Here is a 26,532-nt window from a genome sequence, read left to right as displayed (position 1 = left end):
AAGGCTCCTTAGAATGCGCTCAGTTCGACGCTGGGCTGGCGCGCGTCGGCCTGCAGCGCGCGCTGTCCGAGCGTCAGGTTGCGGATGCGGACGCCCGGATCGGCCAGCACTTCGCCGACCACGGACGTCAGTTCGTCCGCAAGGCCGCGCACCAGCGCGTCGCTGAAGCGGCCGGCGTGATAGACGACGCTGATCGCGAGACCGTCCGCACGCGGCTCGGCGAGGAACCAGAAATCGGTGGCGGCTTCGCTGTCCGCGTGCTGCGGATCGTGATCCGGCAGCTCGGCGAGGCGCACCGGCCCCGCATAGCGATCGGTCGCGCCGTCACGCTGGTTCTGCAGCGTCAGGCCGATGTCGAACAGCGGATTGCGTCCGGCGACGCGCTCGATGTGCAGCTCGTCGAGCAGGCGGTCGAGCGGATACAGCGGATGCGAGAACGCTTCGAGCGTGGTGTCGCGCACGCGGGTCAGCAGCGTGTCGAAGCGGTCGTCGCCGGCGACCCGATCGCGCAGCGCCAGCACGTTCAGGTAAGGGCCGACCTGCGACTCGAGTTCAGGCAGCTCGCGTCCGGCGACCGGCGTACCGACGACGATGTCCTCCTGGCCGGAACGGCGGTAGAACAGCGCCTTGATGGCCGCCAGCAGCGCGATGAACAACGTCGCGCCGTGGCGCTTGCCGAGCGCGTCGAGCGCCGCCGTCTCGGCGGCCGGGAGCGCGAAGCGCCAGGTTTTCCAGCTCGGCGCGGCCGGCTGCGCGACGTCGCCGGGCAGCGCCAGCGCGCGCAGGCCGGCCAGCTTGTTCAGCCAGTAGTCCTTCATGCGCGCGCCGTCCGGGCCGGCGAGCAGCCGGTTCAGCCAGCCGGCGTAATCCTTGTACTGGATCTGCAGCGGCGGCAGCGGGTTGTCGCGACGCTGCACGAATGCGTCGTAGAGCGTCGACAGATCGTCGAGCAGCACCTCCGTCGACCAGCCGTCGGTGACGATGTGATGCATCGTGCAGATGCACACGTGCCGCACTTCGGAGAGCCTGAGCAGCTTGACGCGGAACAGCGGGCCGGTGGCGAGATCCATCGGCGCGAGCCGCTCGCTCGCGTGGATCGACATCGCGCGCGCATCGCGGTCGGCCGCGTCCTGCAGATCCACGACCTCGACCGCGAACGGGGCTTCGTCGGGCGGCAGCACCTGTTGGACCGGCTGGGTGCCGGCCAGCACGAAGCGCGTGCGCAGGATCTCGTGACGCTCGCTCAACGCGCGGAACGCCCGCAAGAGCGCGTCCACGTCGAGTACGCCTTCCAGCAGCAGCGACGTGGGCAGCGGCCCGCCGGCCTGACCGGCATTGAGGCGATCCTGGATCCAGAGCCGCGTCTGGGCCGGCGACAGCTCGTAGTGGGCCTGCGGCGGCAGCGGCGTCACCGGCGCGTAGTCGATCGGCTGCGTCGCGGCGATGCGCTTCGCGAGGCTCGCGATGGTGGGGTGCTCGAACAGGCTGCGCATCTCCAGCTTCGCGTGCAGATCGCGACGGATGCGCGCGACGACCTTGGTCGCCAGCAGCGAGTTACCGCCCAGCTCGAAGAAATTGGCGGTCGTGCCGATCCGTGCGTTGCCGAGCACCTCCTGCCAGATCGCCGCCAGCTGCGCTTCGAGCGCGTTGCCGGGCGCGACGTGAGCCACGCCGTCGGCCGGCTCGGGCAGGTGGGCGCGATCGAGCTTGCCGTTGGGCAGCTGCGCGAACGCGGGCACGACGACGAACGCGGACGGCACCATGTATTCGGGCAGCCGCTGCCGCAGGTGCGTACGCACGGCGTCGATCACGTCGGCCTCGCGATGCGGCGAGCACAGCCATGCGACGAGTCGCGCGCCGTCGTCCACGCCGCGCAGCGCCACGACCGCGGCATCGACCAGCCGGTGCGACGTCAGCACGGCCTCGATTTCGCCGGGCTCGATGCGCAGGCCGCGCAGCTTGATCTGATGATCGATGCGGCCGAAGAACTCGATGTTGCCGTCGGGGCGGTAGCGCGCGAGGTCGCCGGTGCGGTAGAGGCGCGCGTGCGGGTCGTCGGAGAACGGGTCGGCGATGAACTTCTCGGCGCTCAGGTTCGGCTCGTTGTAATAGCCGCGGCCCACCGGCGTACCGCCGATCAGCAACTCGCCGGGCACGCCGATCGGCGTGGGCTGCAGCTGTGCGTCGACGATGTAGATGCGCGTGTTCGCAATCGGCCGGCCGATCGGCACGATGCGCTGCGGGTCGTCGCGCCGGCATTCCCACGCGGTCACGTCAACCGCGGCCTCGGTGGGGCCGTACAGGTTGTACAGCTTGACATCCAGGCGCTCGAAGCAACGCTGCTGCAGGTCGTAGGGCAACGCCTCGCCGCTGCACACGACGCGGCGCAGCGACGCGCAGTGCGCGTCGAGTTGCGGATGATCGAGGAACGCGCGCAGCATCGACGGCACGAAATGCAGCGTCGTGATCCGCTCGCGGTCGATCAGTTCCACCAGATAGTCCGTCTCACGCTGCCCGCCTGGGCGCGCGAACACGAGACGCGCGCCGGTGACGAGCGGCCAGAAGAACTCCCACACCGACACGTCGAAGCTGAACGGGGTTTTCTGCAGTACGGCATCGTCGGCGTCGAGCGCATACGCGTGCTGCATCCACAGAATGCGGTTGACGATCGCGCGATGGGTATTGAGCGCGCCCTTCGGCCGGCCGGTCGAACCGGACGTGTAGATCATGTAGGCGAGGTTGTCGCCGTTCAGCTCGGGCGTGGGGTTCGACGTCGGCGCCGCATCGAGGTCGAGCGTGTCGCGATCGACGACGATCGCCTGCGCGCCGGTATCTGGCAGCGCGGCGAGCAGATGCTGCTGCGTGAGCAGCCAGCGCAGCTGCGCGTGGTCGATCATGAAGCGCACGCGTTCGGCCGGATAGTCCGGGTCGACCGGCACGTATGCGCCACCGGCCTTCAGGATCGCGAGCAGCGCGACGATCATGTCGAGCGAACGCTCCATCGCGACGCCGACGAGCGTATCGGGTGCGACGCCAAGTTCGATGAGCCGGTGCGCGAGGCGGTTGGCGCGCGCGTTGAGTTCGGCGTAGGTGAGGGCCGCACCGTCATAGACGGCGGCGACGGCATCGGGCGTGCGCTCGACCTGTTGCTCGAACAACCGATGCAGCGGTTGCGCGGCCGCGTCGCCGAAGTCGACGTCGGTGCGGTTCCATTCGACGGTCACCAGATTGCGCTCGGCGTCGCTCGTCAGCGGCAACCGCGCAACCGCGGCCGACGCGTCGGCGGCCGCAGCCGTCAGCAGCGTCTCGTAGATGCCGAGGAATCGCTGGGCCGTGCGCTCGTCGAACAGATCGGTGTTGTAGTCGCAATCGATCAGGAGCTCGTCGCCGGCGTCGAGCACGTTGACGTTCAGATCGAACGCGGTATAGCGGATCAGCGGCGCAACCAGGCCGACCGTCAGGCCCGGCAGTTCAGGCAGCGCCGACACGGGCTCCAGGTTGAACACCGCCGACACGAGCGGCGCGGCGTTCAGATCGCGCTGCGCGCCGATTTCGCGGACCAGCTCGGCGAACGGATAATCCTGGTGCTCGAGCGCATCGAGCAGGTTCTGGCGGGTGGCAGCCAGGAAGCTGGCGACCGACGCGCCGTCCGGCAGCGTCGAGCGCAGCGGCAGCAGATGCGTGCAGTAGCCGGCCACGCGCTCGCTGCCAGCCACCGAGCGGCCGGTCACCGGGATGCCCGTGACGATGTCCTGTTGACCGGCGACGCGATGCAGGAACAGATTGAAGCCCGCGAGCAACACCATATAGAGCGTGCAGCCGTTCTGGCGCGCGACGGTGCGCAGCGCCGCGGCCGCCGCGGCGTCGAGGTGCAGCGACACGCGCGCGCCGTGAAACGTCTTCACGGCCGGCCGCGGATAGTCCGCGGGAAGACTCAACGGCTCGACCGCGCGCGCGCATTGCGCGAGCCAGTAGTCGCGATTCGCCTTCGTTTCCGGGCTGTGACGCTGGGCGTCGAGCGTCTTCAGGTACTCGCGAAACTGCAGCGGCGCCGCGTCCGGCGCGGCCCCGGCATACGCGCGGGCCAGATCCTCGAGCAGCACGCCGAACGTCGAGCCGTCGCAGACGATGTGATGGGCCGTCATCACCAGCAGGTGATGCTCGTCGTCCATGCGCACCAGCGCGGCGCGAAAGAGCGGCCCGTTCACCAGGTCGAACGGCTGGCGGCTCTCCTGCTCGCGCCACGCGTCCTGATCGCGGTCGATCAGCGGCAGCGCCAGCGTCAGCGACGGATGCACGATCTGGCCCGAGCCGTCCGGCAGCACCGTGGTGCGCAGCGCCTCGTGCCGATCGACCAGGCTCTGGACGGCCGCGCGCATCGCGGCCTCGTCGAGGCGGCCTTTCAGTTCGAGCGTCGTGTTGACGTTGTACGCGAGCGAGCCCTCTGGATCGATTTCCGACAGCACCCACAGCTGGCGCTGCGCCTCGCTGAGCGTCGCGACCGTGCCGTGCTTCGAGTGCGGCCGGATGAAGCCGCCGCGCCGCAGGTCGGCCACGCTGTCCTTCACCGCGCCGATGAACCGGTCGATGTCGGCATCCGTATGCGCGGTCGACAGGAAGCAGGTGCGCCATTCCCAGATGTAGATGCCCTTTTCGAGCATGTGATAGAAGAACAGGTCGAGGTTTTCGGTGAATTCGAAGCGGAACATCGAGCCGAACCAGGTGACCTTGATCGGCGCCTCGGCTTCCACGAAGAAGGCATTGAGCGTGTCGGCGATCTGCGCGGTCCGTTCGTTGAGCGCGGCCTGCAGCGCCGGGCCTTCCTGTTCGATCTTCTCGAGCACGGCCAGTGCGGCCGCCATCGCGAGCGGGTACTGGCAGAAGGTGCCGCCGAACGCAGTGCGGTCCGCGGCGGGGAACGAATGGTCGCCGTAGGTCCACATGCCGCCGTCGATCGCATCCATGAAGCGGGTGGAACCCGCGATGACGCCCAGCGGCAGGCCGCCGCCGATGATCTTGCCGTACGTCGCGAGGTCGGCCTTGATGCCGAACATCGCTTGCGAGCCGCCCGGATGAACGCGGAAGCCGGTGATCATTTCGTCGACGATCAGCGCGACGCCGGCTTCCTCGGTGATGCGGCGCAATTCCTTGAGGAACGCGACCGGCTGCAGCGACGGGTTGCGGCTCTGCACCGGCTCCACCATCACGGCGGCGAGCGTCGGCGCGAGGTTGCGAATGGCATCGAGCGCGGCGTCGCTGCCGTAGTCGAGCACGATCATGTTCTCGATCGAACCGAACGGCACGCCGGGCGCGATGGTTTCCGTCGCGCCTTCCGCGTTCGCCGCGGCGAGCGTGCCGTCGGCATGGCCGTGATACGAGTGCGTGAACATCACGATCTTGTCGCGCCCGGTCACGGCGCGCGCGAGCCGCATGGCGGTCATGACGGCCTCGGTGCCGGTGTTCGAGAACGCGACGCGATCGAGGCCGGTGACGCGCGCGAAGCGCGCGGCGACTTCGCCGACGAGGCTCGAGCGAGCGCCCAGTTCGAGCGGGCGCTGCCATTCGCGCGTGACCTGCTGCTGGATGAAGTCGGGCGAATGGCCGAACAGATGCACGCCGAAGCCCATCGTGAAGTCGATGTACTCGTTGCCGTCGATGTCCCACAGCCGCGAACCGGCCGCGCGATCGCCGACGATCGGATACAGCATCTCCTTGGTCGAAAAGCGGAAGCCGACCGTCGCGCGACTGTCGGCCAGCACGGGGCGCGATGCCTGCACCGATTCCTTCGATTTGCGGGTGCGCGACGTGTAGCGCACGATCAGCGCTTCGAGATGCTCCTGCTGCGCCGCGGACAGGCCGCGCGCGCGCTGTTCGACCGGGCTGCCCCACGGCATCATCGGCTTGGGCTTGCGGTTGTCGGCCGCGGCGGGCGCGGCCGGGTTCGCGGCAGCGGGCGTCGCCGCGCGCGCGGCGGCCGGGGCCGCCACCGCGGCCTTGGCGGCGACGTTCGCGACGCTGGCGGCGTTCGTGGGACTGGCGGCGCCGCTCGCCGCGGCTTGCGGGGCCACCGCCGCGCCGGCCTGACCGTGCAGCGACGTGCGCAGCAGTTCCATCTGCTGGCTCATCAGCTGGGACAGCAGCTGGTTCTGCTCGCGCAGCACGCGCTCGACCGTGGAGCCGCCTTCGGCCGCGACCCATTGCGTCGGGGCCGCTGCGACCGGCGCGAGCGCCGGCGCCGACGGTGCGAGCGCGACCGCAGCGGCGGCAGCAGCCGGCTCGGCCGCAGCCACGGCCACCGGCTCGGCCGGCGCGGCGACCGCCGGCAGGTTGTCCGCGACATACTCGGCGAGCGCCTCCATCGTCGCGAGGTCCTCGAAGAAGCGGCGCATTGCGAGCTTCACGCCGTACTGCTTTTCGATGTGGCGGATCGCCTCGATCAGGATGATCGAGTCGGCGCCCATCTCGAGGAACGGCACATCGATGTTGATGGTGGCCGGATCGGCCTGGATCAGCTCGCCGATCTTGCCGCGAAGCCAGTCGAGAACCTCGCCGCTACGATCGGGCGCCGGCGTGGCGGCGACGGGAGATGCACTTGTCTGTGTCATGGACGTTTCCGTTTTCTGGAACCAGGTACGGCTGCGTTGGAAGGGGTAGGACGGCAAGGCGACGCGCGCGGGCGCCGGTGTTTCGGTTGCGGCCCAGTCGATGTCGACGCCGCGCGCATACAGGCCCGTCAGGGTTTCGACCAGCGCCTGCTGCTCGGCCTGCGGTCGCTGCAGCGCAACGAAGTGGATCGCGGCGTCCGGTGCGCAGCACGCGCGGGCCAGGTTGACGAGCACCGGCTTGGGGCCGATTTCGACCAGCACGTTGAAGCCGGCTTCGGCGAGACGCTCGACGCTGCTCGCGAACTGCACCGGCTCGCGGCAATGACGACGCCAGTACGTGTCGTCGGGCGCGTCGTCCATCACGGCGCCGGTGAGATTCGAATAGAACGGGATCGCCGGGCGCGCGACGCGCACGCCTTTCGCCGCGGCCTGGAAGCTGTCGAGCATCGGCTCGACCAGCGGCGAGTGGAACGCGTGCGACGTGTTGAGCAGCACGGAGCGGATGTCCTGCGCGGCGAACGCGTCGACGAGCAGCGCGATGCGCTCGCGCCGGCCCGAGATCACGGTGCTCGCCGGACCGTTGACGGCGGCCACCGCGACCTCCCGCGGCCACGCGGCGATCGCGCGCTCGACCGTGCCGAGGTCGGCGAAGATGGCCGCCATCTCGCCATCGCGCGGCAACGCCTGCATCAGGCGTCCGCGCTCGGCGATCAGGCGCAGGCCGTCCTCCGGTGAGAAGACGCCGGCCGCGCAGGCCGCCGCGTACTCGCCGACGCTGTGGCCCATCACGGCGTCGGGCACCACGCCGAACGACCTGAGCAGCGTGGTGAGCGCGAACTGCAGCGAGAACAGGGCCGGCTGGCTGTAGCCGGTCTGGTGGATGTCGTCGCCGGGGGCGGACAGCACGTCGAGCAACGGCTTGTCGAGCAGCGGATCGGCCTCCGCGCGGCAGCGGTCGATCGCGTCGCGGAACACCGGATACGCGTCGTACAGACGGCGGCCCATGCCCGCATATTGCGAGCCCTGGCCGGTGAACAGGAACGCCGTCTTCACGCGGGCCGCGCGCGGCGCCGCGGTGGGCGGTTCCTGTTCGTGGAACGCGCGCAGCTTGTCGATCGCGTCGTCGATCGACGTCACCGGCAGCGCGAGCCGGTGCGCGAAGTGCGAGCGGCCGGTCGCGGCCGAAAACGCCACGGCCGCGATGTCGAGACCGCGCTCGGCTTCGAGCCGGCTCCGATAGCGCCCGGCGAGCTCGCGCAGGGCCGCGGGCGTCTTCGCCGACAGCACCAGCGGATGCACCTTGTGCTTCGACGGCGTCGCCGCGCGCGCCGGCGCGGGCGCCTCTTCCAGCACGAGGTGGGCATTGGTGCCGCTCGCGCCGAATGCGCTGACGCCGGCCCGGCGAGGCCGCTCGCCGCGCGGCCACGCGCTCGCCTCGGCGCAGATCTCGAGCGGCAAAGCGTCCCACTGCACCAGCAGGCTCGGCTGGCGGAAATGCAGATGGGCGGGAAGGCGTTCGTGGTTCAGCGCCAGCACGACCTTGATGACCCCCGCGATGCCGGCGGCGGATTCGGCATGGCCGATGTTGGTCTTCACCGAACCGACGCGCAGGCGCGGGCGGCCGTCGCGGCCTTCGCCGAACACCGTCGCCAGCGCGTTCAGCTCGACGGGGTCGCCCAGCGGCGTGCCGGTGCCGTGCGCTTCCACGTAGTCGATCGACGCGGCGGGAAGGGCGCCGAGCGCCTGGCGGATCACGGCTTCCTGCGCGCGGCCGTTCGGCGCGGTGAAGCCGCTCGATGCGCCGTCGTGATTCACCGCCGATCCGCGCAGCACGGCCAGCACGCGGTCGCCCGCGGCGAGCGCATCGGACAGGCGCTTGAGCACCAGCGCGCCGCAGCCTTCGCTGCGCACGAAGCCGTCGGCTGCCGCATCGAAGGTCTTGCAGCGGCCGTCCGGCGCGAGCGCCCGCGTGCGCGACACGGCGATGGAATTGTCCGGCGACAGGATCAGGTTCACGCCGCCCGCGATCGCGAGATCGCATTCGCCGCTGCGCAGATTCTGGCTGGCCGTATGGATCGCGCTGAGCGACGACGAGCACGCGGTGTCGATCGCCATGCTCGGCCCTTGCAGGCCGAGGCCGTACGAGATGCGGCCGGCGGCCGTGTTCAGCGGATTGCCGGTGAAGAAATAGCCGTCGATGCCGCCGTGGCGCAGCTGCAGGTTCGCGTAATCGTTGGTGGTGATGCCGACGAACACGCCGGTGCGGCTGCCCTTCAGGCCGTCGACCGGAATACCGGCATGCTCGAGCGCTTCGTGACTGACTTCGAGCAGCAAGCGCTGCTGCGGGTCCATCGCAGCCGCTTCGCGCGGCGTGATGCGGAAGAAGGCCGGATCGAACTGGTCGACGCCGTCGAGAAAGCCGCCGAAGCGGCAATACATGCGCCCCGGCGCTTCGGGATCGCGATCGTAGTACGCATCGACATCCCAGCGCTCGCGCGGCACCTCGGAGATCGCGTCCACGCCGTCGTTCAGCAACTGCCAATAGGCGTCGAGATCGTGCGCGGCGCCCGGAAAGCGGCAACTCATGCCGACGATCGCGATCGGCTCCGGCGTGCCGGCCTCGCGGGCCGTGGCCGTCGGCGCGGCCGGTTGCGAGGCCGGCTTGGCGGCTGCAGGCTGCGTCGGCTCCGCGAGCGCGTCCGGCGCCACGCCGGGCGCTTGCTCCGTCAGGAAATCCGCGAGCGCGTTGATGGTCGGATGATCGAACAACAGCGCGACCGACAGCTTGATGCCCAGCGCGTTCTCGAGCTGCGTGCGCACGTCGAGCGCCATGAGCGAATCCATGCCCATCTCGAAGAAGCCGAGGTCGCGGTCCAGCGTCCCGGCGCCGTAGCCGAGCACGTCGGCCACCGCCTGCTCGATGCTGTCCGCGACCTGCCGCCTCCGCTCGCGCGGCGATACGTCGCCCGACACCGGCAGCGCAGCTGCGCCCGTGGCACCCGACGGGCTCGACGGGTTCGCGCTGGTCCGCACGCGATCGAGGAACGGCCGCGGCCCACGCGCCTCGTACGAGCCCTGGAACCGTTCGAGGTCGATGTCGACGATCGCCGCCTGCGGCACGGCGGCCACGCGATCGAGCATGTGGAGCGCGCGGTCGGCCGCCAGCGAGCGGATGCCGACCCGCCGCAGCAGCGCTTCCGCATCGGGGAACGTCATGCCGCCTTGCGCCCACGGCCCCCAGTTCACGGAGAGGGCCGGCAAGCCGAGGCCGCGGCGATGATGCGCGAGCGCGTCGAGGAACCGATTGGCGGCACTGTAGTGCGCCTGCTCCCGCGAGCCCCAGGCGGATGCGATCGACGAGAACATGACGAAGAAATCGAGCGGGAAAGCCTCGCTGTGCCGATGCAGCAGCCACGCGCCGGCGACCTTCGGCTGCAGGACCGCGTCGAGTTCGTCGCGCCCGACCTGCAGGATCGGCTTGTAGCCGACGACGCCGGCCGCATGCACGATGCCCCGCAGCGGCACGCGATCGCGCCGCAGTTCGGCGAAGAAGGCGTCGACCGCTGCCGGGTCGGCGATGTCGAGGCGCTCGCAGCGCACCGCCACGTCGCGCTCGCGCAGCTCGGCGAGCGCCTGCCGGCTCGCGTCGCTCGCCGCGCCTTGGCGGCCGGCCAGGATCAGCGTGCGCGCGCCGCGCGCCGCGAGCCACCGGGCCGTGTGCAGGCCGAGCGCGCCGAACCCGCCGGTGATCAGGTAGGTCGCGTCCGGCTCGACCCGCAGCGCGTCCGTTTCGGCCGGCACGAGCGGGCTCAGGCGCGCCACCAGGCGCGCGCCGTGCCGCAACGCGACCTGATCCTCGCGGCTCTCGACGAGCAGTTCGTCCAGCAGCGCGTCCGGTTCGTCGTCCGGCGCGGCCGGGTCGAGGTCGATCGCGGTGCCGAACCAGTCCGGATGCTCGATCATCGCGCCGCGCGCGAGGCCCATCAGCGCGGCCTGGGCGACGCCCGTCACGCGCGGGGCGTCGCCCGCTTCCACGGCGTCGCGCGTGACCACCCGGATGCGCGGCCGCAGCGAAGCCGTCCAGTCGCGCTCGCCGCCGACCAGCGCATGCACGAGATGCAGCAGCGCGGCGGACATGCGCGTCGCGCCGGCGGCTTCGTCCAGCCCCCATAGAAACACGATGTGCCGGGCGGGAGCGGCGGCTTCATCCAGCAGGCGCACGAAATCGTCCGGGCGCTCCGGCGCGACCTGCCAGCCTGCCGCCGCGTTGCCGCCATAGTCGACGCCCGCGCGCACCAGCGCGCACGACGCGCCGCGCGCGCGCAGCAGCGCCGCCAGCCGCTCGCCGACGCCGGCTTCGTCAGCGAAGATCAGCCACGACGATGCGGGCAGGGCCGCGCGCGCAGTCGGTGCCGCGACGTGCTGCTCCCATGCGACGTGATAGAGCGACGGCGCGGCCGGGGCGGCGGCTTCGTCGGCGGCGGGCGCGAACGCGGTGCGGACCAGCTCCGGAAACGCGTTCAGCACGTCGTCCGGGTACTTGCCCGACGCCTTCAGGTGCCGCACCGCCGCGTCGATGCTGCCGGCGTCCATGCCGACGACCGGCGACTGGATTTTCTCGAGGCTGAAGCGCTGCCGCTCGAACGGGTAGTTCGGCAGCATCGTGGCAGGCTGCGCAGCCACGGGGAACAGCGCCTGCCAGTCGAACTGCCCGCCGCGCACGTACAGCGCCGCGATTGCGCGCTCCAGCGCATCGCCCGCGCAGGGCGGCGGCAGCCAGCTGTCGGCGAGCCCCTCCGGCACGGGCGGCTCGGCGGCCCGCTCGGACGCTTCGGCGAGCTGCAACCAGTACGCGGCGTGCGTCACCTCGTCGGCGACCTCGGCGCCGAGGCAGCCGGAGATCAGCCGCACCGCCGGCCGCGCGAGCCGTACGTCGTGCAGCACCGCGCGCATGGCGGCGGCATCCGCGCGGACGGCGAGCACGCGCAGCGCGTCGGCGACGCTCAGGACGCCGGCCACACAGGCCGCGACATATTCGCCGACGCCGTGCCCCGCCACGACGGCCGGGCGGATGCCCCACGCCTGCCACAGCTGCGCCCACGCGAACGCGGCCGCGAAGCGGCCCGCATCGGTATCGAGCGCCGCGAGCGGCACCGCGCATTGCGTGAACGCGTCGCGGAACAGCGGCTCGGCCGCGTGAAGCGCGCGCGCGGCGTCCGGGTCCGGCGCGCCGAACGCGATGCCCACGCGCAACGCCTTGCCGGTGCGCGGCGCGCCGGCCGACGGCACGCGCACGCCGGCCACATAGGCCGCGCGATACGGATGGTGGCTTCGCCCAGTGGCGGCGGCGCGGCACACGGCGGCAAGCTCTTGCGGCGGCGCGTCGCGGAGCGCGCGCTCGTAGCGTTGCGCGAGCGCCGTGAGCGCCGCTTCGGAGCGGGCCGACAGCAGCAACAGCGCGCGCTGTGCCGCAGGCGACGGCGCGACCGGCGGCTCCTCGACGACGGCGTGCGCGTTGGTGCCGCTGAATCCGAACGCGCTCACGCCGGCGACACGCCGGCGCTCCCCGCGCGGCCAGTCGACCGGCTCGGCCGCGACGCGGACCGGAATCTCCTGCCACGGCGTATGCGGATTGGGTTGCCGGAAGTGCAGGTGCGCAGGGATCCGGCCGTGCTGGAACGACAGCAGCACCTTGATCAGCCCGGCCATGCCGGACGCCGATTCCAGATGCCCGATATTGGTCTTGACCGAACCGATCACGAGCGGCTCGTGCGCCGCACGCCCGGCGCCGTAGACGCGGGCCAGCGCGTCGACCTCGATCGGGTCGCCCAGCGACGTGCCGGTGCCGTGCGCTTCGACATAGCCGACCTCGGCCGGCGCGACACCGGCCTGGCTCAGCGCGCGGCGGATCACGCGTTCCTGCGAATCGCGGCTCGGCACGGTCAGCCCGCCGCCCGCGCCGCCCTGGTCGACCGCCGTGCCGCGCACGACGCCGAGCACGCGGTCGCCGTCGGCGAGCGCGTCGGCGAGGCGCTTGAGCACCACCATCCCGCAGCCTTCGCCGCGCACGTAGCCGTCCGCCGCCGCATCGAAGGTCTTGCAGCGGCCGTCCGGCGACAGCATCCGGGCTTGCGAGAAGCTGACCATCACCTCGGGCGACAGCATCAGGTTGACGCCGCCCGCCAGCGCCATGTCGGTTTCACGCGAGCGCAGGCTTTCGCACGCGAGGTGCAGGCAGACGAGCGACGACGAGCAGGCGGTGTCGATCGCCATGCTCGGCCCGGTGAGGCCCAGCACGAACGACAGCCGGCCGGCGGCCATGTTCAGCGCGCTGCCCGTGCCGGCGTAGCTGCTCGACGGCATCGCTGCGTTCGACACCTGGATCGCATGATCGAAGCAGGTGATGCCGACGTACACGCCGGTGGCCGATTGCCGGAAGCGCTCGGGTGGCAGATGCGCATTCTCGAGCGCTTCCCACGCGACTTCGAGCAGCAGCCGTTGCTGCGGATCGAGGTAGGTCGCTTCGCGCGGCGCGATCCCGAAGAACGCGGCGTCGAATTCGTCGACGCGCTCGAGGAAGGCCCCGTGCCGCGTTGCCATCTTGCCCGGCGTGGCCGGATCGGGGTCATAATAGCGATCAATGCTCCAGCGTTCGCCCGGCACTTCGGTGACGGCATCGCGCGCGCCGTCGAGCAATCGCCAGAACGCGTCCGGCGTGTCGCTGCTGCCGGGAAAGCGGCACGCCATGCCGATCACGGCGATCGGCTCGTTGCGGTCCGATCGCAGCGCCGCGATTTCCGCGCGCCGCAGGCGGAGTTCGTCGAGCGCGGCTTTGAGTGCTTGCGTGGCCTTGGCGTTCATTGGGCGCCGATCTCCTGGGCGATCAGTTCGGAAAGTTCGTCCTCGTCGAGCTCGTCGAGGTCGTCCGAGGCGGCGTCGCCGGCCGCCTCGGGAAGCGACGACGACAGCTCGTCGAGAATGAAGCGGGCGAGCGTCTGCAGGTTCGGATAGGAAAAGAACAGCGTCGCGCGCAACGGCTTGCCGAACGTCTTGGCGAGGCGGTCCGTCAGTTCGAGCGCGACCAGCGAATCCAGGCCGAGATCGAGCAGCGACTGTTCGGGCGCGATGGCGTCGGGGCCGGCGAGCCGCAGCGTCTCGGCCAGCATCTTCGCGAGCGTGTCGGTGACGAGCGCGAGCCGCTCGCGCGGCGCGCACGCCTGCAGCTCGCGCACCAGCGGCGTCTCCTGCTGCGCGGGTTGGGCGGCCGGTTGCGCCAGCTCGCTGAAGAGCGCCGACCCGGCGGCCGGCGCATCGACCCGGAACAGCGTCGGCCAGTCGATGTGCGCGACGCCGGACTGCGCGACGCCCGCCGCCATCAGCCGCTCCAGCGTCGCGATCGCGAGGTCCGGCGACAGCGTGCCGACGCCGAGCGCAGCCAGCTGTTCGTGCGCGCGCCGGCCGTAGTCGCTGGCCGCATGGCCGATGTCGGCCCACGGCCCCCAATTGACGCTGAGCGCCGGTTTCCCGTGCGCGCGCCGGTGCTGCGCCAGCGCATCGAGGAAGCTGTTGGCCGCCGCGTAGTTGCCCTGGCCCGGCATGGTGAGCAGCGCGGCCATCGACGAGAACAGCACGAAATGATCGAGCGGCAAGTCGGCCGTCAGCTCGTGCAGATACCACGCACCGTCGGCCTTGCCGCTGCCGGCGCGGTGGAAGAAGTCGTCGTCCTGGCGCGTCAGCAGCGCATCGTCGAGGGCACCGGCGAGGTGGAACACGCCCTTGAGCGGCGGCATCGCGTGCGCGATTTCGGCGAGCGCTTGCACGACGTCGTCGCGATCCGCGAGATCGGCGCGGATGAAGCGCGCGCCGAGCGTGCGCAGCATCTGCTCCGCTTCGGCCGACGGCGCGCTGCGGCCGAGCAGCACGACCTGACCGGCGCCGTTGTCGGCGAGCCACGACGCGAGGCGCAGGCCGAGCCCGCCGAGGCCGCCCGTCACCAGATAGGTCGCGTCGCGGTGGAACCGGACCGGCCGGTGGCTGACGAATTCGCGATTGTCGCGGGCGATGCGCGCGACGTGGCGCTGGCCGCGGCGAAACGCGATCATGTCTTCGCGGCCGGCGGCCCGGATCGCCTGCACGACATCGGCCGCCGACGGCTGCTCGGGATCGAGATCGACGAGCCCGCCCCACAGCGTCGCATGCTCGACCGCGATCGCCCGGCCCAGCCCCCACAGCGGCGCCTGCGCGACCGCGGTCGCTTCGCCGTCCAGCACGTTCATCGCGCCGGACGTCACCAGCCACAGACGCGGCTGCGGGCCGGCCGCCGCGCCCGACGCCAGCGCCCTGACCAGTTGCAGCACGCTCGCGCTGGCACGCCGTCGCGCCGCGATGTCGGCGGGTGCGAGATCGAGGCTCCACAGATGAATCACGCCCTTGAGCGGACGGTCGAGCGCGGGCAGCGCCGGCGTCGTGTCGTCGAACTGCAGCGTGCAGGTATCGCCGGCGCTTTCGAGCAGGCCGGCCAGTTGCGCGCCGACGCCGCCGCGATCCGCGAATATCAGCCACTCGCCGGCGGACGAAGCGCCGATGGTCGCGTCGGCGCTCGACGGCCTCCAGACGCGCTGATAAAGCAGCCCGGACAGGTCGTGCCGCTCGGCGCCGCGCGCCGAGCGCACTTGCTGCAAGCGCAGCGCGTCGATCTCGATCAGCAGCCGGCCGGCGAGGTCGTGGACGCGGATATCGCCTTCCAGTACGCGTTGCCCGTCCGCCTTGCGCAGCGTCGCGTAACTCCACGCATCGGTCGACGACGGCGGCTGGTGAACCCGCACCGCGCCGATCGAACTGGGCAGGTACAGGTCGCCGGCCTCCAGCGCAGCCGGATCGACGGCGGCGGCGAGCACGCGGCTGCACGCGTCGAGAAAGGCCGGGTGCACGTGGTACTGCGACGACGCCGGCGCGTCGGCCGGCAGGCTGATGCGGCCGAGCGCTTCGCCGGCCGTGCGCCAGATTTGCTGGATCGCGTTGAACGCGCCGTCGATCTGCACGCCGTGCTGGCCGATCTCGCCGTTGAAGTCGGCGCCCGACGTCGTCTCGGTGCAGCGGGCCTGCACCGCGGCGGCATCGAACTTCGTCGGCGCGACGCGGCGCGTCGGCGCGCACATCTCGCGCAGCCGGCGCAGGTGCGGCAGATTGCCGAGGATCGCTTCCACCGGCGGCCCGAAATCGAGCAGGCACGCCACCTCGTCCACGCCTATCGATTCGAGTTCCCGCACGAGTTCGACGCAGGTATCGGGGGTGCCGATGAGCCCGCGCGATTGCGCGAAGCGTTCGTAGAGAAACTCGACGAACTCGTCCAGCTCGCGCGCGCCCATCGCGCGCACGTCCACCGACTGGCCGCGGCTCTGCGCCAGCCCGTTCAGCAGGCCGATATTGCTGCGGATGTAGTTGCAGAACGGCGCGCGCGCCTGCTCGCGCACGCGCGCCGCGTCGTCGCCGACGAACGTATGCAGCATCACCGACACGGTGCCGGCAGCCGGATCGAAGCCGCGCTGCGCGCGCGCGTCGCGGTACAGCGCGATCTTCTGCGCGAGCTGGTCGCGATCCTGATCGAGCACGTGGGTCAGCAGGTTGGCGCCGACTTCGCCGGCGCGCACGAAGGTCTGCGGATTGCTGGCCGCCGTGACCCAGACCGGCAGCTCCGGCTGCACCGGCGTCGGATAGATGCGCAGCTGCACCGGCTTGCCGACGCCGTTGGTCGCCTCCAGCGGCGCGCCGCGCCACAGCTTTCGGACGGCGTCGATCGTGGTCAGCATCTCGTCGTGCCGGGTCGCGTACTTGTCCGGCGCGAACACGAAGTCGTCCGGATTCCAGCCCGACGCGAACGACACGCCGACGCGGCCGTTCGACAGGTTGTCCACCATCGACCATTCTTCCGCGATCCGGATCGGGTTGTGCAGCGCCGCCACCACGCTGCCCGCGATCAGCGTCACGCGTTGGGTGAGCGCGGCCAGCGCCGCATGCAGCACGGCCGGATTCGGGTACAGCGAGCCGAATTCGGTGAAGTGGCGCTCCGGCACCCAGACGCTGGAGAAGCCGTTCGCATCGGCGAAGCGCGCGCTCTCCATGACCAGTTGGTACTTGTTGCCGGACAGCGCCTCTTCACTGCTCGCGAAGAACATCAGGCCGAATTTCATGCGTGGCTCCGCTCCGATTCGTGTATTTCGGCACTCGCGCACATTTGCCATGCGGCGGCGCCGCTCGTGTCGTCGATCCGGTGATAGACGGCGAACGAAAACGGTCCCCAGGACCGCCGGCTCAGCACGGTCTGCACGGTGTGCGATCGATGCGCATGCAACGGTAACGGCGCATGCAGCGCGAGGTCCTTCAACGTCGTATGGCCGGCCGCGCCGATTTCCGAGGTCGCGGCCAGCGCCATTTCCACATATGCGGAGTAGGGCAGCACCGGCGAACCCTTGACGCGATGACCGTCGAGAAACGTGGTGGCCGGCGCGTCGAGACGCGACTGCCAGATCCACGTGGCCGGCGCATGCGCATGCTGCTCGAGACGACGCCCGAGCAGCGGATGGCGCGGCGCGTCGGGACTGATCCAGAAGGCGCGGCGCTCGAACGGATAGGTGGGCAGGGCGAGGCGGCGACGCGGCGCGTGTCGCGCGACGGCATCCCAGTCGAGCGACGCGCCGCGCACGTAGAGATCTGCGAGCGTGTGCAGGATCGTGTTCCACGCGGCCGCCTGCGTGCCGATCTCGATCGAGTTGCCGGTGTCGGCCGCCTTGGCGCCGTCGGACAGCTGCGGCACGCCGGTCAGCGATGCAGCCGCGCGATGCCCGTCGCCCGTGCTGCTGAGCGCCGTCGGCGTGACGCCGAACGACATCCACAGTTGCGCGAGCGCGCACTGGAACGCCGTGAACGGCGGCGCTTCGGCTGCGTCGGCTGCGTCCGCGTTCCGCTGCATCAGCGCGTCGAAGGCCGGGCTCGCGGCGCGCAGGTGGCGCATGGCATCGGCGCTGCCGCCGTCGTCGGCGGCAAAGTGGAACGTCACCGCGGGCGGCTGCTCGGCCGGCGCGCCGGCCACGACGGCATCCAGTTGCGCACGCAACCCTTCGAGGCTCGACGCGACGAGCGCCGCCCGCCGCGCGAAGTGCGTGCGTCCGGTGTTCGCGGTGAACGCGACGTCCTGCACCCGCGCGTCGGGATGGGCGTCGAGATAGGCCGCATACGCGGCCGCCAGCGTCTGCAACGCTTCCGGCGTGCGCGCGGAGAGCGTCACGACGCACGATGCGCTCGCAGTCGCCTCCGCTTGGGGGCGCGCGTCCTGCGGTGCTTCCGACAGAATCACGTGCGCATTGGTGCCGCCGAAGCCGAACGAGCTCACGCCGGCCATGCGCGTGCCGTGTTCGGCCTGCCACGGCGTGACTTGCTGCGGAATGCGGAACGGCGTGCCGTCGATGGCGATCTGCGGATTGATCGACCGGAAATGGAGGTTCGGCGGAATCGCGCGGTGGTGCAGCACGAGGGCCGTCTTGATCAGGCTGGCGATGCCGGCTGCGGACTCCAGATGCCCGATATTGGTCTTGACCGAACCGATCCAGCAATGCGCGTCCGGTGCGCGCGATTCACCGAGCACGGCCGCGAGCGCGTTCAACTCGATCGGGTCGCCGAGCGGCGTCCCCGTCCCGTGCGCCTCGACGAAGCCGATGTCCTGCGCTGGCACGCCCGCATCGCGCAGCGCGTCCACGATCACGGCCTGCTGCGCCGGGCCGTTGGGGGCGGTCAAGCCGTTGCTGCGCCCGTCCTGGTTCACCGCCGAGCCGCGGATCACCGCGAACACGGTGTCGCCGTTCGCGAGCGCATCGTCGAGACGCTTGAGCAGCACCATGCCCACGCCTTCGCCGCGCACGTAACCGTTGGCGGCCGCATCGAAAGCCTTGCAACGGCCGTCCGGCGACAGCATGCCGGCCTGCGTGAACGACGCGCTCAGTTGCGGCGCCAGAATCAGGTTGACGCCGCCGGCCAGCGCCGCGTCGGACTCGCCGCGCTGCAGCGTGCGGCACGCGTGATGAACCGCGACGAGCGACGACGAACACGCGGTATCGACCGCCCAGCTCGGGCCGCGCAGATCGAGCGTGTACGAGATGCGGTTCGCGGCGACGCCGAGCGCATTGCCGGTCGCGACATAAGGGCCGATATCGGCCGCTTCCTGCTGCGCCAGCCGGACGTAGTCGGCATTGCTGATGCCCACGACGACCGCGGTGCGTGCGCCGGCGAGACTGCGCGGTGCGATCCCCGCATGTTCGAGCGTCTCCCATGCGACCTCGAGCAGCAGGCGCTGTTGCGGATCCATCGACTCGGCTTCGCGGGCACTGATGCCGAAGAACGCCGCATCGAAGCGGTCGACGTCTTCCAGCAGCCCCGTCGGCGGCAGCGCGCCGGCGCGCCGGGTGGACGCGCCGATCGCGTCGCGGCCGTCGAGCAGCAGTCGCCAGAATTCGTCGGGGCCGTTCGCGCCGGGGAATCGGCATCCGATGCCGACGATCGCGATGTCGGCATGTGCACTGGACGGCGCGGCCGCGGCGCGGGCCGGCGCGACGTCGTCGGCGCCGCACAGATGGCGCGCAAGCAGCGCAATGCTCGGAAAATCGTAGACGACGGTAGGCGAAACCGGAAGCCCGAGCCAGTCCTGCAACTCGCCCGACAGCATGATCGCGTCCCGCGAATCGAGGCCGTAGATGCTGAACGGCTGGTCGGGGTAGATGGCGGCCGGGTCGATTCCCGACAGATGTGCGACACGCTCGACGCACCATTGCACGAGCGCCTGCGTATCGCGCGATGGGGCCTCGGACGGTGCGTGCGCCGCCGGCAGCGGGCGGCGCCACTCGCCCGCGATCGCGAGCCCCTGACCGTCGACGAACGCCTGCCGGATGCGGCTGCGCTGGATCTTTCCGCTCGACGTGCGCAGGATCGTCGCGGGCTTCAACAGCACAGCCGCGTACAGATCGACGTCATGCTGTTCCGCGAGCGTGCGCCGGATCTCCGCAGCAACGGCTTCGGCATTCAGCGTGTTGAGCGCTTCGCGGCGCACTTCACAGGCGACGACGATCCGCTCGGTTCCGTCGACGGTGATCGAGAAGGCCGCCGATGCGTTCGGCGCCAGTGCGGCGTGCGCGCCCTCGGCGGTGTGTTCGAGATCCTGTGGGTAGTGATTGCGTCCCGCGACGATGATGAGGTCTTTCAGGCGGCCGGTGACGAACAGGTGCTCGCCGTCGACGAAGCCCAGATCGCCGGTGCGCAGGTAATGCGCGGCATCGCCGTCGAGCGTCGCGCGAAAGGTGCGCGCCGTCTCGTCGTCGCGCTTCCAGTAGCCCGCGCCGACGCTCGGGCCGGTCAGCCAGATTTCGCCGATCCGGCCGGGCGGGCACCGCTCGCCGGTATCCGGATTGACGATCTGCACGCGATGCCCGGCCCACGGCCGCCCGCATGAAACCAGCGCGTGGCGCTTGCCGTGCTCGTGCCTCGTCGCCACGCCGCGGGCGAGATCGTCGGCGTCGTAGTCCGCCACCAGCGGCGGCGAATGCGCCGGCTGCCCCGAGATGAACAAGGTCGCCTCGGCCATCCCGTAGACGGGGCGCATGGTGTGCGCGTGAAAGCCGCATGCGGCGAACGCGCGCGAAAAACGCGCGACCGACTCCGCGCGCACCGGCTCGGCGCCGTTGAATGCCACCTTCCAGCTGCCGAGATCGAGCTGCGCGCGCGCGTCATCCGAGACCTTGCGTGCGCACAGGTCGTAGGCGAAGTCGGGCGCGGCGCAATGCGTGGCGCGATACTTCGTGATCGCCTGAAGCCAGCGGACCGGCCGCTGCACGAAGGCCGCGGGCGCCATCAGCACCGACAGCACACCGAGATGGATCGGCAGCAGCACCTTGCCGAAGAAGCCCATGTCGTGAAACACCGGGAGCCAGCTGACGAACACCGTCGACGCATCGGCATCGCTCGCCTCGGCGATGACCTCCATATTGCTCAGGATGTTTGCATGACTGATCATCACGCCTTTCGGCGTGCCGGTCGAACCGGACGTGTATTGCAGAAGCGCCAGTGTCTGCGGCGTGATGTCCGGCGCACGCCATTGCTCGGCCGGCGCATCGAAGTGCTGGTCCGTCGCCAGGACATACAGCTCCAGCGTGTCGGAATAGCCGTCTGCGCGATCCGTCAGACCGTCGAGCGTGGCCGCATCGGTGAGCGCGACGACGGGCGTCGCGTCGGCGACGATGGCCTTCAGCCGGTCGGCCGGCCGATGGCGGCGCGGCGCGTAGGCCGGCACGCCGATCAGGCCGGCGTACAGGCATCCCACCCACGCACAGATGAATTCGAGCCCGGGCGGGTAGACCAGCAGCACGCGCTCGCCGGGTTGCGCCAGGCGCTGCAGCCTCGCGGCGATACCGCGAGCCCGCCTGTCCAGATCGCCGAACGTGAGCCGAGCCTGTTCCGTTTCGCCGTTCTCGAGAAAAATGAAAGCCGTCTTCTCGGGTTGGGTCGCGCCGCGAAACGCTATTACGTCAGTAACAGTCCTGAATTTTGTATCGGGATTCATACTCGATCTTCGTTGTCCGCTGAACGTTCAAACCCTCTGGACCGGTGTCGCTATCCCGCGGCGCTTGCCGGGGTCGGGGCGGCATTGAAATTAGAGCATCGCTCTAATCCGACGTCTGCCCCGTAATCCAATGACACGGCGTTTCGCGTAGGCGATCGGTCCGCGCTTCTATTGCGGAATGCGCGCGTGATCGCCGGCGCGCGGTTGTTGCGTGGCGGTGGGCGCGTACGGGTCGAGCAGCGACACGACGACCTTGCGCTCGCCTTCGAACGGGTTGCGGCCGTGGGCGAATCGCATGTTGTCGACGAGCAGGACGTCGCCTCGTTGCCACGGAAACGTGATCGCGCATTCGCGGAACGCGTTGCGGACGTGCTCGATGTCGGCGAGATCGAGTGGCTGGCCGTCGCCGTAGCACGCGTTGCGCGGCACGCGGTCGAGGCCGAACAGGCTGACGATGGAGCTGGCGAGCGAGGCTTCGAGGTTCGAGATGTGAAACAGATGCGCCTGATTGAAGAACACCCGCTCGCCGGTGACGGGATGGTAGGCCACGCCCTGATTGATCTGGACGGTGCGCAGCGTGTCGTCGTCGAGCCATTCGAACGCGATGTCATGGTCCGCGCAGAACGCCGCGACCCGGCTGCGGTCGCGCGTCTGAAAGACGGTTTCCCACGGAATGTCGACATGGCTGCGGTAGTGCCTGACATAGCGGACTTGCTTCGTCTCGAACGCGTCCAGGAGCCGCGGCCCGATTCGGCGGGTCACTTCGCGCATGTCGGCAATCGGCGTTTCGCCGCCGCTCGCGGCCGGCGTCAGGCAGCAGAACGCCACGCTGAGCGGCCAGCTGCGCTGATACGCGTTTTCGCAATGCAGGGCGATCGTCTCGCTCGGCGGATACTCGGTGGCCGTGAAGATCCCATTGCCGACCGACGTGCGCGGCGTGGAGCGATAGACGTAGTCGGACTTGTGGCTTGAAACCGCATTGACGAACGCGTCGAAGTCGCTCACGGATGAAACGTCGAAGCCGCGGAACAGCAGCGCGCCGTGCTCGTGTAGCCGCGCTTCGAGTGCCGGCCGATTGGCATTCACCGCCGCTGCGATATCGCGCTCGTTCGACGCAGGTTCCAGCAGCCACGGAGAACTCCCGTCGGCAAGCAGCTTGCGTTCCGTCATGCCCTGCATCGTGTGTGTTCCTTTCTGGACCCGGGCCGCAGCCGGCCGGAATGCGTGGTCGCGCCGCGGCGCGGCTATGCGCGGGAGGCCGTTTCCACGGCATGCTCGAAGCGATTGAGAACCTCGTGGGCGTCCGGCTCGGACAGGATCAGCGGCGGCAGAAACCTGAGCACCGCGCCGTTGCGTCCGCCGGTTTCGATGACGAGGCCATTGCGCAGGCAGTTCTGCTTGATGGCTTTGGCGAGCGCCCCATCGGCCGGGCCGGCGCGGCCGTCGCTGCCCGGCGCGACGACTTCGGCGCCGATCATCAGGCCGCGGCCGCGGATCTGGCCAAGGCACGCAAACCGTTGGGCCAGCGCCTCGAGGCCCGCGAACAGCAGCTTGCCGATGCGCTCGGCGTGCGCCGACAACCCGTCCCGTTCGACGATCTGCATGGTCGTCAGGCCGGCCACCATCGCGATCTGGTTGCCGCGGAACGTGCCGGCGTGCGCGCCGGCCGGCCAGGTGTCGAGGCGCTCGTCGTAGACCACGACCGACAACGGATAGCCGCCGCCGAATGCCTTCGACAACACCAGCACGTCGGGACGGATGCCGGAATGTTCGATCGCGAACATCGCGCCGGTTCTGCCGAGCCCCGTCTGCACTTCGTCGACGATCAGCGGGATTTCATGCCGCAGCGTCAGCTCGCGCAGCTCGATCAGCCACGCGTCGGAGGCGGGGATGCAGCCGCCTTCGCCTTGCACGACCTCGACGATGACGGCCGCCGGCTTCGGTATGCCGCTCTCCGGGTCCGACAGGACGGTCCGGATATAGTTGATGCTCAGTCGATCGGTAGCCGAGCCGTCCGTGCCGAACGGGCAGCGGAACGCATACGGAAACGGCAGGAAATGCACGTCCTGCCCGTTGGCGCCGGCCGGTTTGGGCGTGAGCTTGCCCGTCACGGCGAGCGCGCCCGCCGTCATCCCGTGATACGCGCCGTGAAACGCCATGACCGTCGAGCGGCCCGTATGGTGCCGGGTCAGCTTCAGCGCCGCTTCGACGCCGTCCGCGCCGCTCGGGCTGCAGAACTGGATCTTGCCGGTTTTGGCGAGCGCGGCGGGCAACAGCGAGAACAGCTGCTCGACGAACGCGTGCTTGGCCGGCGTACCGAGGTCGAGCGCCTGCTGCATCTGATCGGACGACAGAAACCGCATGACGGCTTCGTTGACTTCCGGGTGATTGTGTCCGAGCGCGAGCGTGCCCGCATTCGACAGACAGTCGATGTATTCCTGCCCGTCCGAGTCGCGTATGCGGACGCCCCTGGCATGGGTAAACAGCCGCGGAATGGAGGTCGCGTAGGTTCGCGCCTTCGATTCGACACGCTTCAGATACTCGAGTTTTTCCATGCGCGGAGATCCGGCTTGCGATACGGAGTGAGGAACACTGGCGCGCGAGGATCGCTCGATCTCCGCCAATGGTGTAACGGCACGGTGTGATTGGAGCATGGACGCCATAGCGCGTCTGTCACGTAAAAATGGGACATTGCGCTGCGCGCGTCACTGCGTGAGGCCATCGTCGTGCCGGTCGTCGTCCGGTCGCTTTCATGCGCGGCATCAAGCGGGCAGAGTCGAGCGGAAATAGTCGATGGTCCGTCGCAGACCGGCTTCGAGCCCGACCGTCGGCGCCCAGTCGAGGTGGGTGCGTGCGAGGCCGATATCGGGGCAGCGCTGGGTCGGATCGTCCTGCGGCAGCGGTCGGAACACTAGCCGCGATTTCGAACCGGTCAGGCGCAAGATCACTTGCGCCAGTTCGCTGACCGCGATCTCGTGCGGATTGCCGAGATTGATCGGCCCGGTGAGATCCGCGGGCGTGGCCATCATCCGGATCAGGCCGTCGACCATGTCGTCGACATAGCAGAACGCGCGGGTCTGGCTGCCATCGCCATACAGCGTGATGTCGTCGCCGCGCAGCGCCTGCACGATGAAGTTGGACACCACGCGGCCGTCGTTCGGATGCATGCGCGGGCCATACGTGTTGAAGATGCGTACGACCTTGATCTGGACGTTTTGCTGGCGGTGATAGTCGAAGAACAGCGTCTCCGCGCAGCGTTTCCCTTCGTCGTAGCAGGCACGCGGGCCGAGCGGGCTGACGTTGCCGCGATAGCTCTCGGGCTGCGGATGCACGTCGGGGTCGCCGTACACCTCGCTGGTCGACGTTTGCAGCACGCGGGCATGCGTGCGTCGCGCGAGCCCCAGCATGTTGATCGCGCCCATCACACTGGTTTTGGTCGTCTGCACCGGATCGAACTGGTAGTGGATCGGTGAAGCGGGGCAGGCGAGGTTGTAGATTTCGTCCACCTCCACGTACAGCGGAAAGGTGACGTCGTGGCGCAGCGCCTCGAAGCTCGGGTTGCCGAGCAGGGCCGCCACGTTCCGCTTCGTACCGGTGAAGTAATTGTCGACGCACAGCACATCGTTGCCGAGTTCGACCAGTCGCTCGCAGAGATGCGAACCGAGGAAACCCGCGCCGCCTGTTACGAGGATTCGCTTTCGATTACGTTGCACAATGGCACCCCAAAAGTTTCGCGCGCCCGGCGGCGGCTGGGCCGATCGGGCGCGCGGGCCGTTTCGTTCGCCGATCGCGACGATCGGCCGGTGATGCGTTTCAAGCGTTCGACGCGATGCAGTGCGCGTGCCGCAGGCGCGCCGCGATGATGCCGGCCATCGTCCGCATTTCGCTTCGCAGGAAGAAGTGATCGCCTTCGATGACGTGGAAATCGAAGTTCCCGGCCGTCGCGGCGCGCCAGCCTGCAACAGAATCGACCGGAGCATGCGTATCTGCACGGCCGGCGAACGCGGTGATGTCCACCGCCAGTTGGCACCCCGGCTCGGGCCGGTAGTTTTCGATCAGCGCGAAATCCGCACGCAGGGCCGGCATCAGCAGCGCCATCAGTTCGTCGTTCTCCAGGACGGGCTTCGGCGTGCCGCCCATTTCGTGCAAGGCGTCGATGAAGGCGTGATCGTCGAGCGCCTGCATGCGACGACCCGGTCGCGCGTTGCCCGGCGCGGCGCGTCCGCTCACGAACAAATGGCGCAGGTTCGGGCGCACGTCGGCGGGAAGCCGCAGCGCCAGTTCCGCGGCGATCGCCGCGCCCATGCTGTGGCCGAGTAACGAGAACGGGCGATCGAAGCAGTCGCGCAGGTCGCGCAGCAACGTGTCGATCAACGTCGACATGTCTCGTGCGGCTGGCTCGGACAAGCGGCTGCCGCGGCCTGCGAGCTCGTGTCGGTATACGTCGATGCCGGGCAACAAGGCTTCGAGAGGGCGATAGACGGCGGCCGAGCCGCCGGCGTAGGGGAAGCAGATCAGGCGCATGCGGGCGGGGAGCTTGCTTCGGACGTATCGTTGCGCGCGCGGCGGGGAGTCACGTGTTGGCGGGATGTCGTCATTGAGGTTCCACTCGCTGTTGTCGTCGCGATGCGTCGGCGATTTCGGCTCGGCAGGAAAGCGGCGCGATTGCCCTGCGCGGGTCTCGCTCGGTTCCCGGTTGCTGGGGCGTCAGCGCTTTGCAACGGCAGCATGGCGAATACGCCTGAAGTCGTGAAGGCGGCCGTTCAGTTCATGAAGGTTCGATCGGGGTGCGGCTCGGTTTCAGCATGCACGCGATACGGTTCGGCATGAGTTAAACATGAGGCTGCGTCGGTGTATGTCGTAGGAAAACGGGACGGGCGGAGTGCCCCGTCGCAGTTGCCGTAGCGTTGGAGATGCGCCGGCGGGGCTTCTGAGTTACCGAGGGTCGATTGGGTCTGACGCCGATCTTCCTTCCGGCGAGCTCGTGATGTTCGTCTGGGTGCGATAGTTAACCGAGCCAGACGAGCAGCTAAACGTTGATCCGTGGCGTGACGTTGAAACCGGCTGGAACGCTACGATCGATCTGCCGCTTTGGACTGCAACCGAAGGTCCCCGGGCGAGGTTCTAATGCTACTAGATGCCTCCGCTTCGCCGTGAAGATCCATGTGATCTTGCGCTATACGCTCGCTCATGTCGAAGGACTACGCCTCACGATGCGGGAGGGAGGCGTCCATACCATTTCTCTCAAGAATACGAGCCTCCACAAAATCCGGTGCGGTTCAATTTCGGCCGACCCGATGGGACGGCCGTTTTTTTTGTGTGTGC

Annotated in this window: 7 protein-coding genes; all 7 read right to left on the bottom strand. The window is 69.5% G+C overall.

Translation table 11 applies throughout. The annotated features are described in order from the left end of the window. Positions 1-8 precede the first annotated feature (8 nt). The 7 genes from MBR110_RS26915 to MBR110_RS26885 all read right to left on the bottom strand — a co-directional run bounded on the left by MBR110_RS26915 (position 9) and on the right by MBR110_RS26885 (position 25,731). A complete protein-coding gene (locus MBR110_RS26915) occupies positions 9-13,466 on the bottom strand; it encodes a non-ribosomal peptide synthetase/type I polyketide synthase (RefSeq protein ID WP_181709786.1) in 13,458 nt (4,485 codons plus the stop codon). After that, entirely contained in the window at positions 13,463-16,795 is a 3,333-nt protein-coding gene (locus MBR110_RS26910) for a type I polyketide synthase (protein ID WP_181709785.1), read from the bottom strand. Before MBR110_RS26910 ends, MBR110_RS26915 begins: the two co-directional genes overlap by 4 nt. Then, positions 16,792-21,207 carry a hybrid fatty acyl-AMP ligase/type I polyketide synthase gene (locus tag MBR110_RS26905; protein WP_181709784.1) on the bottom strand — a complete coding sequence of 1,472 codons (4,416 nt, stop codon included), beginning with the start codon at positions 21,205-21,207 and terminating at the stop codon, positions 16,792-16,794. Before MBR110_RS26905 ends, MBR110_RS26910 begins: the two co-directional genes overlap by 4 nt. 168 nt (positions 21,208-21,375) lie before the next feature. After that, the gene (locus MBR110_RS26900; protein WP_175983856.1) at positions 21,376-22,386 is read right to left on the bottom strand and encodes a TauD/TfdA family dioxygenase; all 1,011 of its coding nucleotides are present in this window, start codon (positions 22,384-22,386) and stop codon (positions 21,376-21,378) included. Positions 22,387-22,451: 65 nt separating this feature from the next. After that, positions 22,452-23,762 carry a diaminobutyrate--2-oxoglutarate transaminase family protein gene (locus MBR110_RS26895; protein WP_181709783.1) on the bottom strand — a complete coding sequence of 437 codons (1,311 nt, stop codon included), beginning with the start codon at positions 23,760-23,762 and terminating at the stop codon, positions 22,452-22,454. 207 nt (positions 23,763-23,969) lie between these two features. After that, positions 23,970-24,920 (bottom strand): UDP-glucuronic acid decarboxylase family protein, encoded by a 951-nt coding sequence (locus MBR110_RS26890; RefSeq protein ID WP_014725941.1) that lies wholly within the window; start codon positions 24,918-24,920, stop codon positions 23,970-23,972. A 100-nt stretch (positions 24,921-25,020) separates the two neighbouring features. Next, a complete protein-coding gene (locus MBR110_RS26885; protein ID WP_175899803.1) occupies positions 25,021-25,731 on the bottom strand; it encodes a thioesterase II family protein in 711 nt (236 codons plus the stop codon). Positions 25,732-26,532: the final 801 nt, after the last annotated feature.

It is taken from the genome of Burkholderia sp. MBR-1, assembly GCF_013822785.1.
Lineage (GTDB): Bacteria > Pseudomonadota > Gammaproteobacteria > Burkholderiales > Burkholderiaceae > Burkholderia > Burkholderia vietnamiensis.
Note: the sequence above shows the minus strand (reverse complement) of the source record. Positions and strands in the feature narration are given on the sequence as shown.

What these genes read in the sequence shown, in the direction of transcription:
- MBR110_RS26905 (WP_181709784.1), bottom strand. Translation starts at nt 21,207, where the DNA reads ATGAATCCCGATACAAAATTCAGGACTGTTACTGACGTAATAGCGTTT.
- MBR110_RS26910 (WP_181709785.1), bottom strand. Translation starts at nt 16,795, where the DNA reads ATGAAATTCGGCCTGATGTTCTTCGCGAGCAGTGAAGAGGCGCTGTCC.
- MBR110_RS26915 (WP_181709786.1), bottom strand. Translation starts at nt 13,466, where the DNA reads ATGAACGCCAAGGCCACGCAAGCACTCAAAGCCGCGCTCGACGAACTC.
- MBR110_RS26885 (WP_175899803.1), bottom strand. Translation starts at nt 25,731, where the DNA reads ATGCGCCTGATCTGCTTCCCCTACGCCGGCGGCTCGGCCGCCGTCTAT.
- MBR110_RS26900 (WP_175983856.1), bottom strand. Translation starts at nt 22,386, where the DNA reads ATGCAGGGCATGACGGAACGCAAGCTGCTTGCCGACGGGAGTTCTCCG.
- MBR110_RS26895 (WP_181709783.1), bottom strand. Translation starts at nt 23,762, where the DNA reads ATGGAAAAACTCGAGTATCTGAAGCGTGTCGAATCGAAGGCGCGAACC.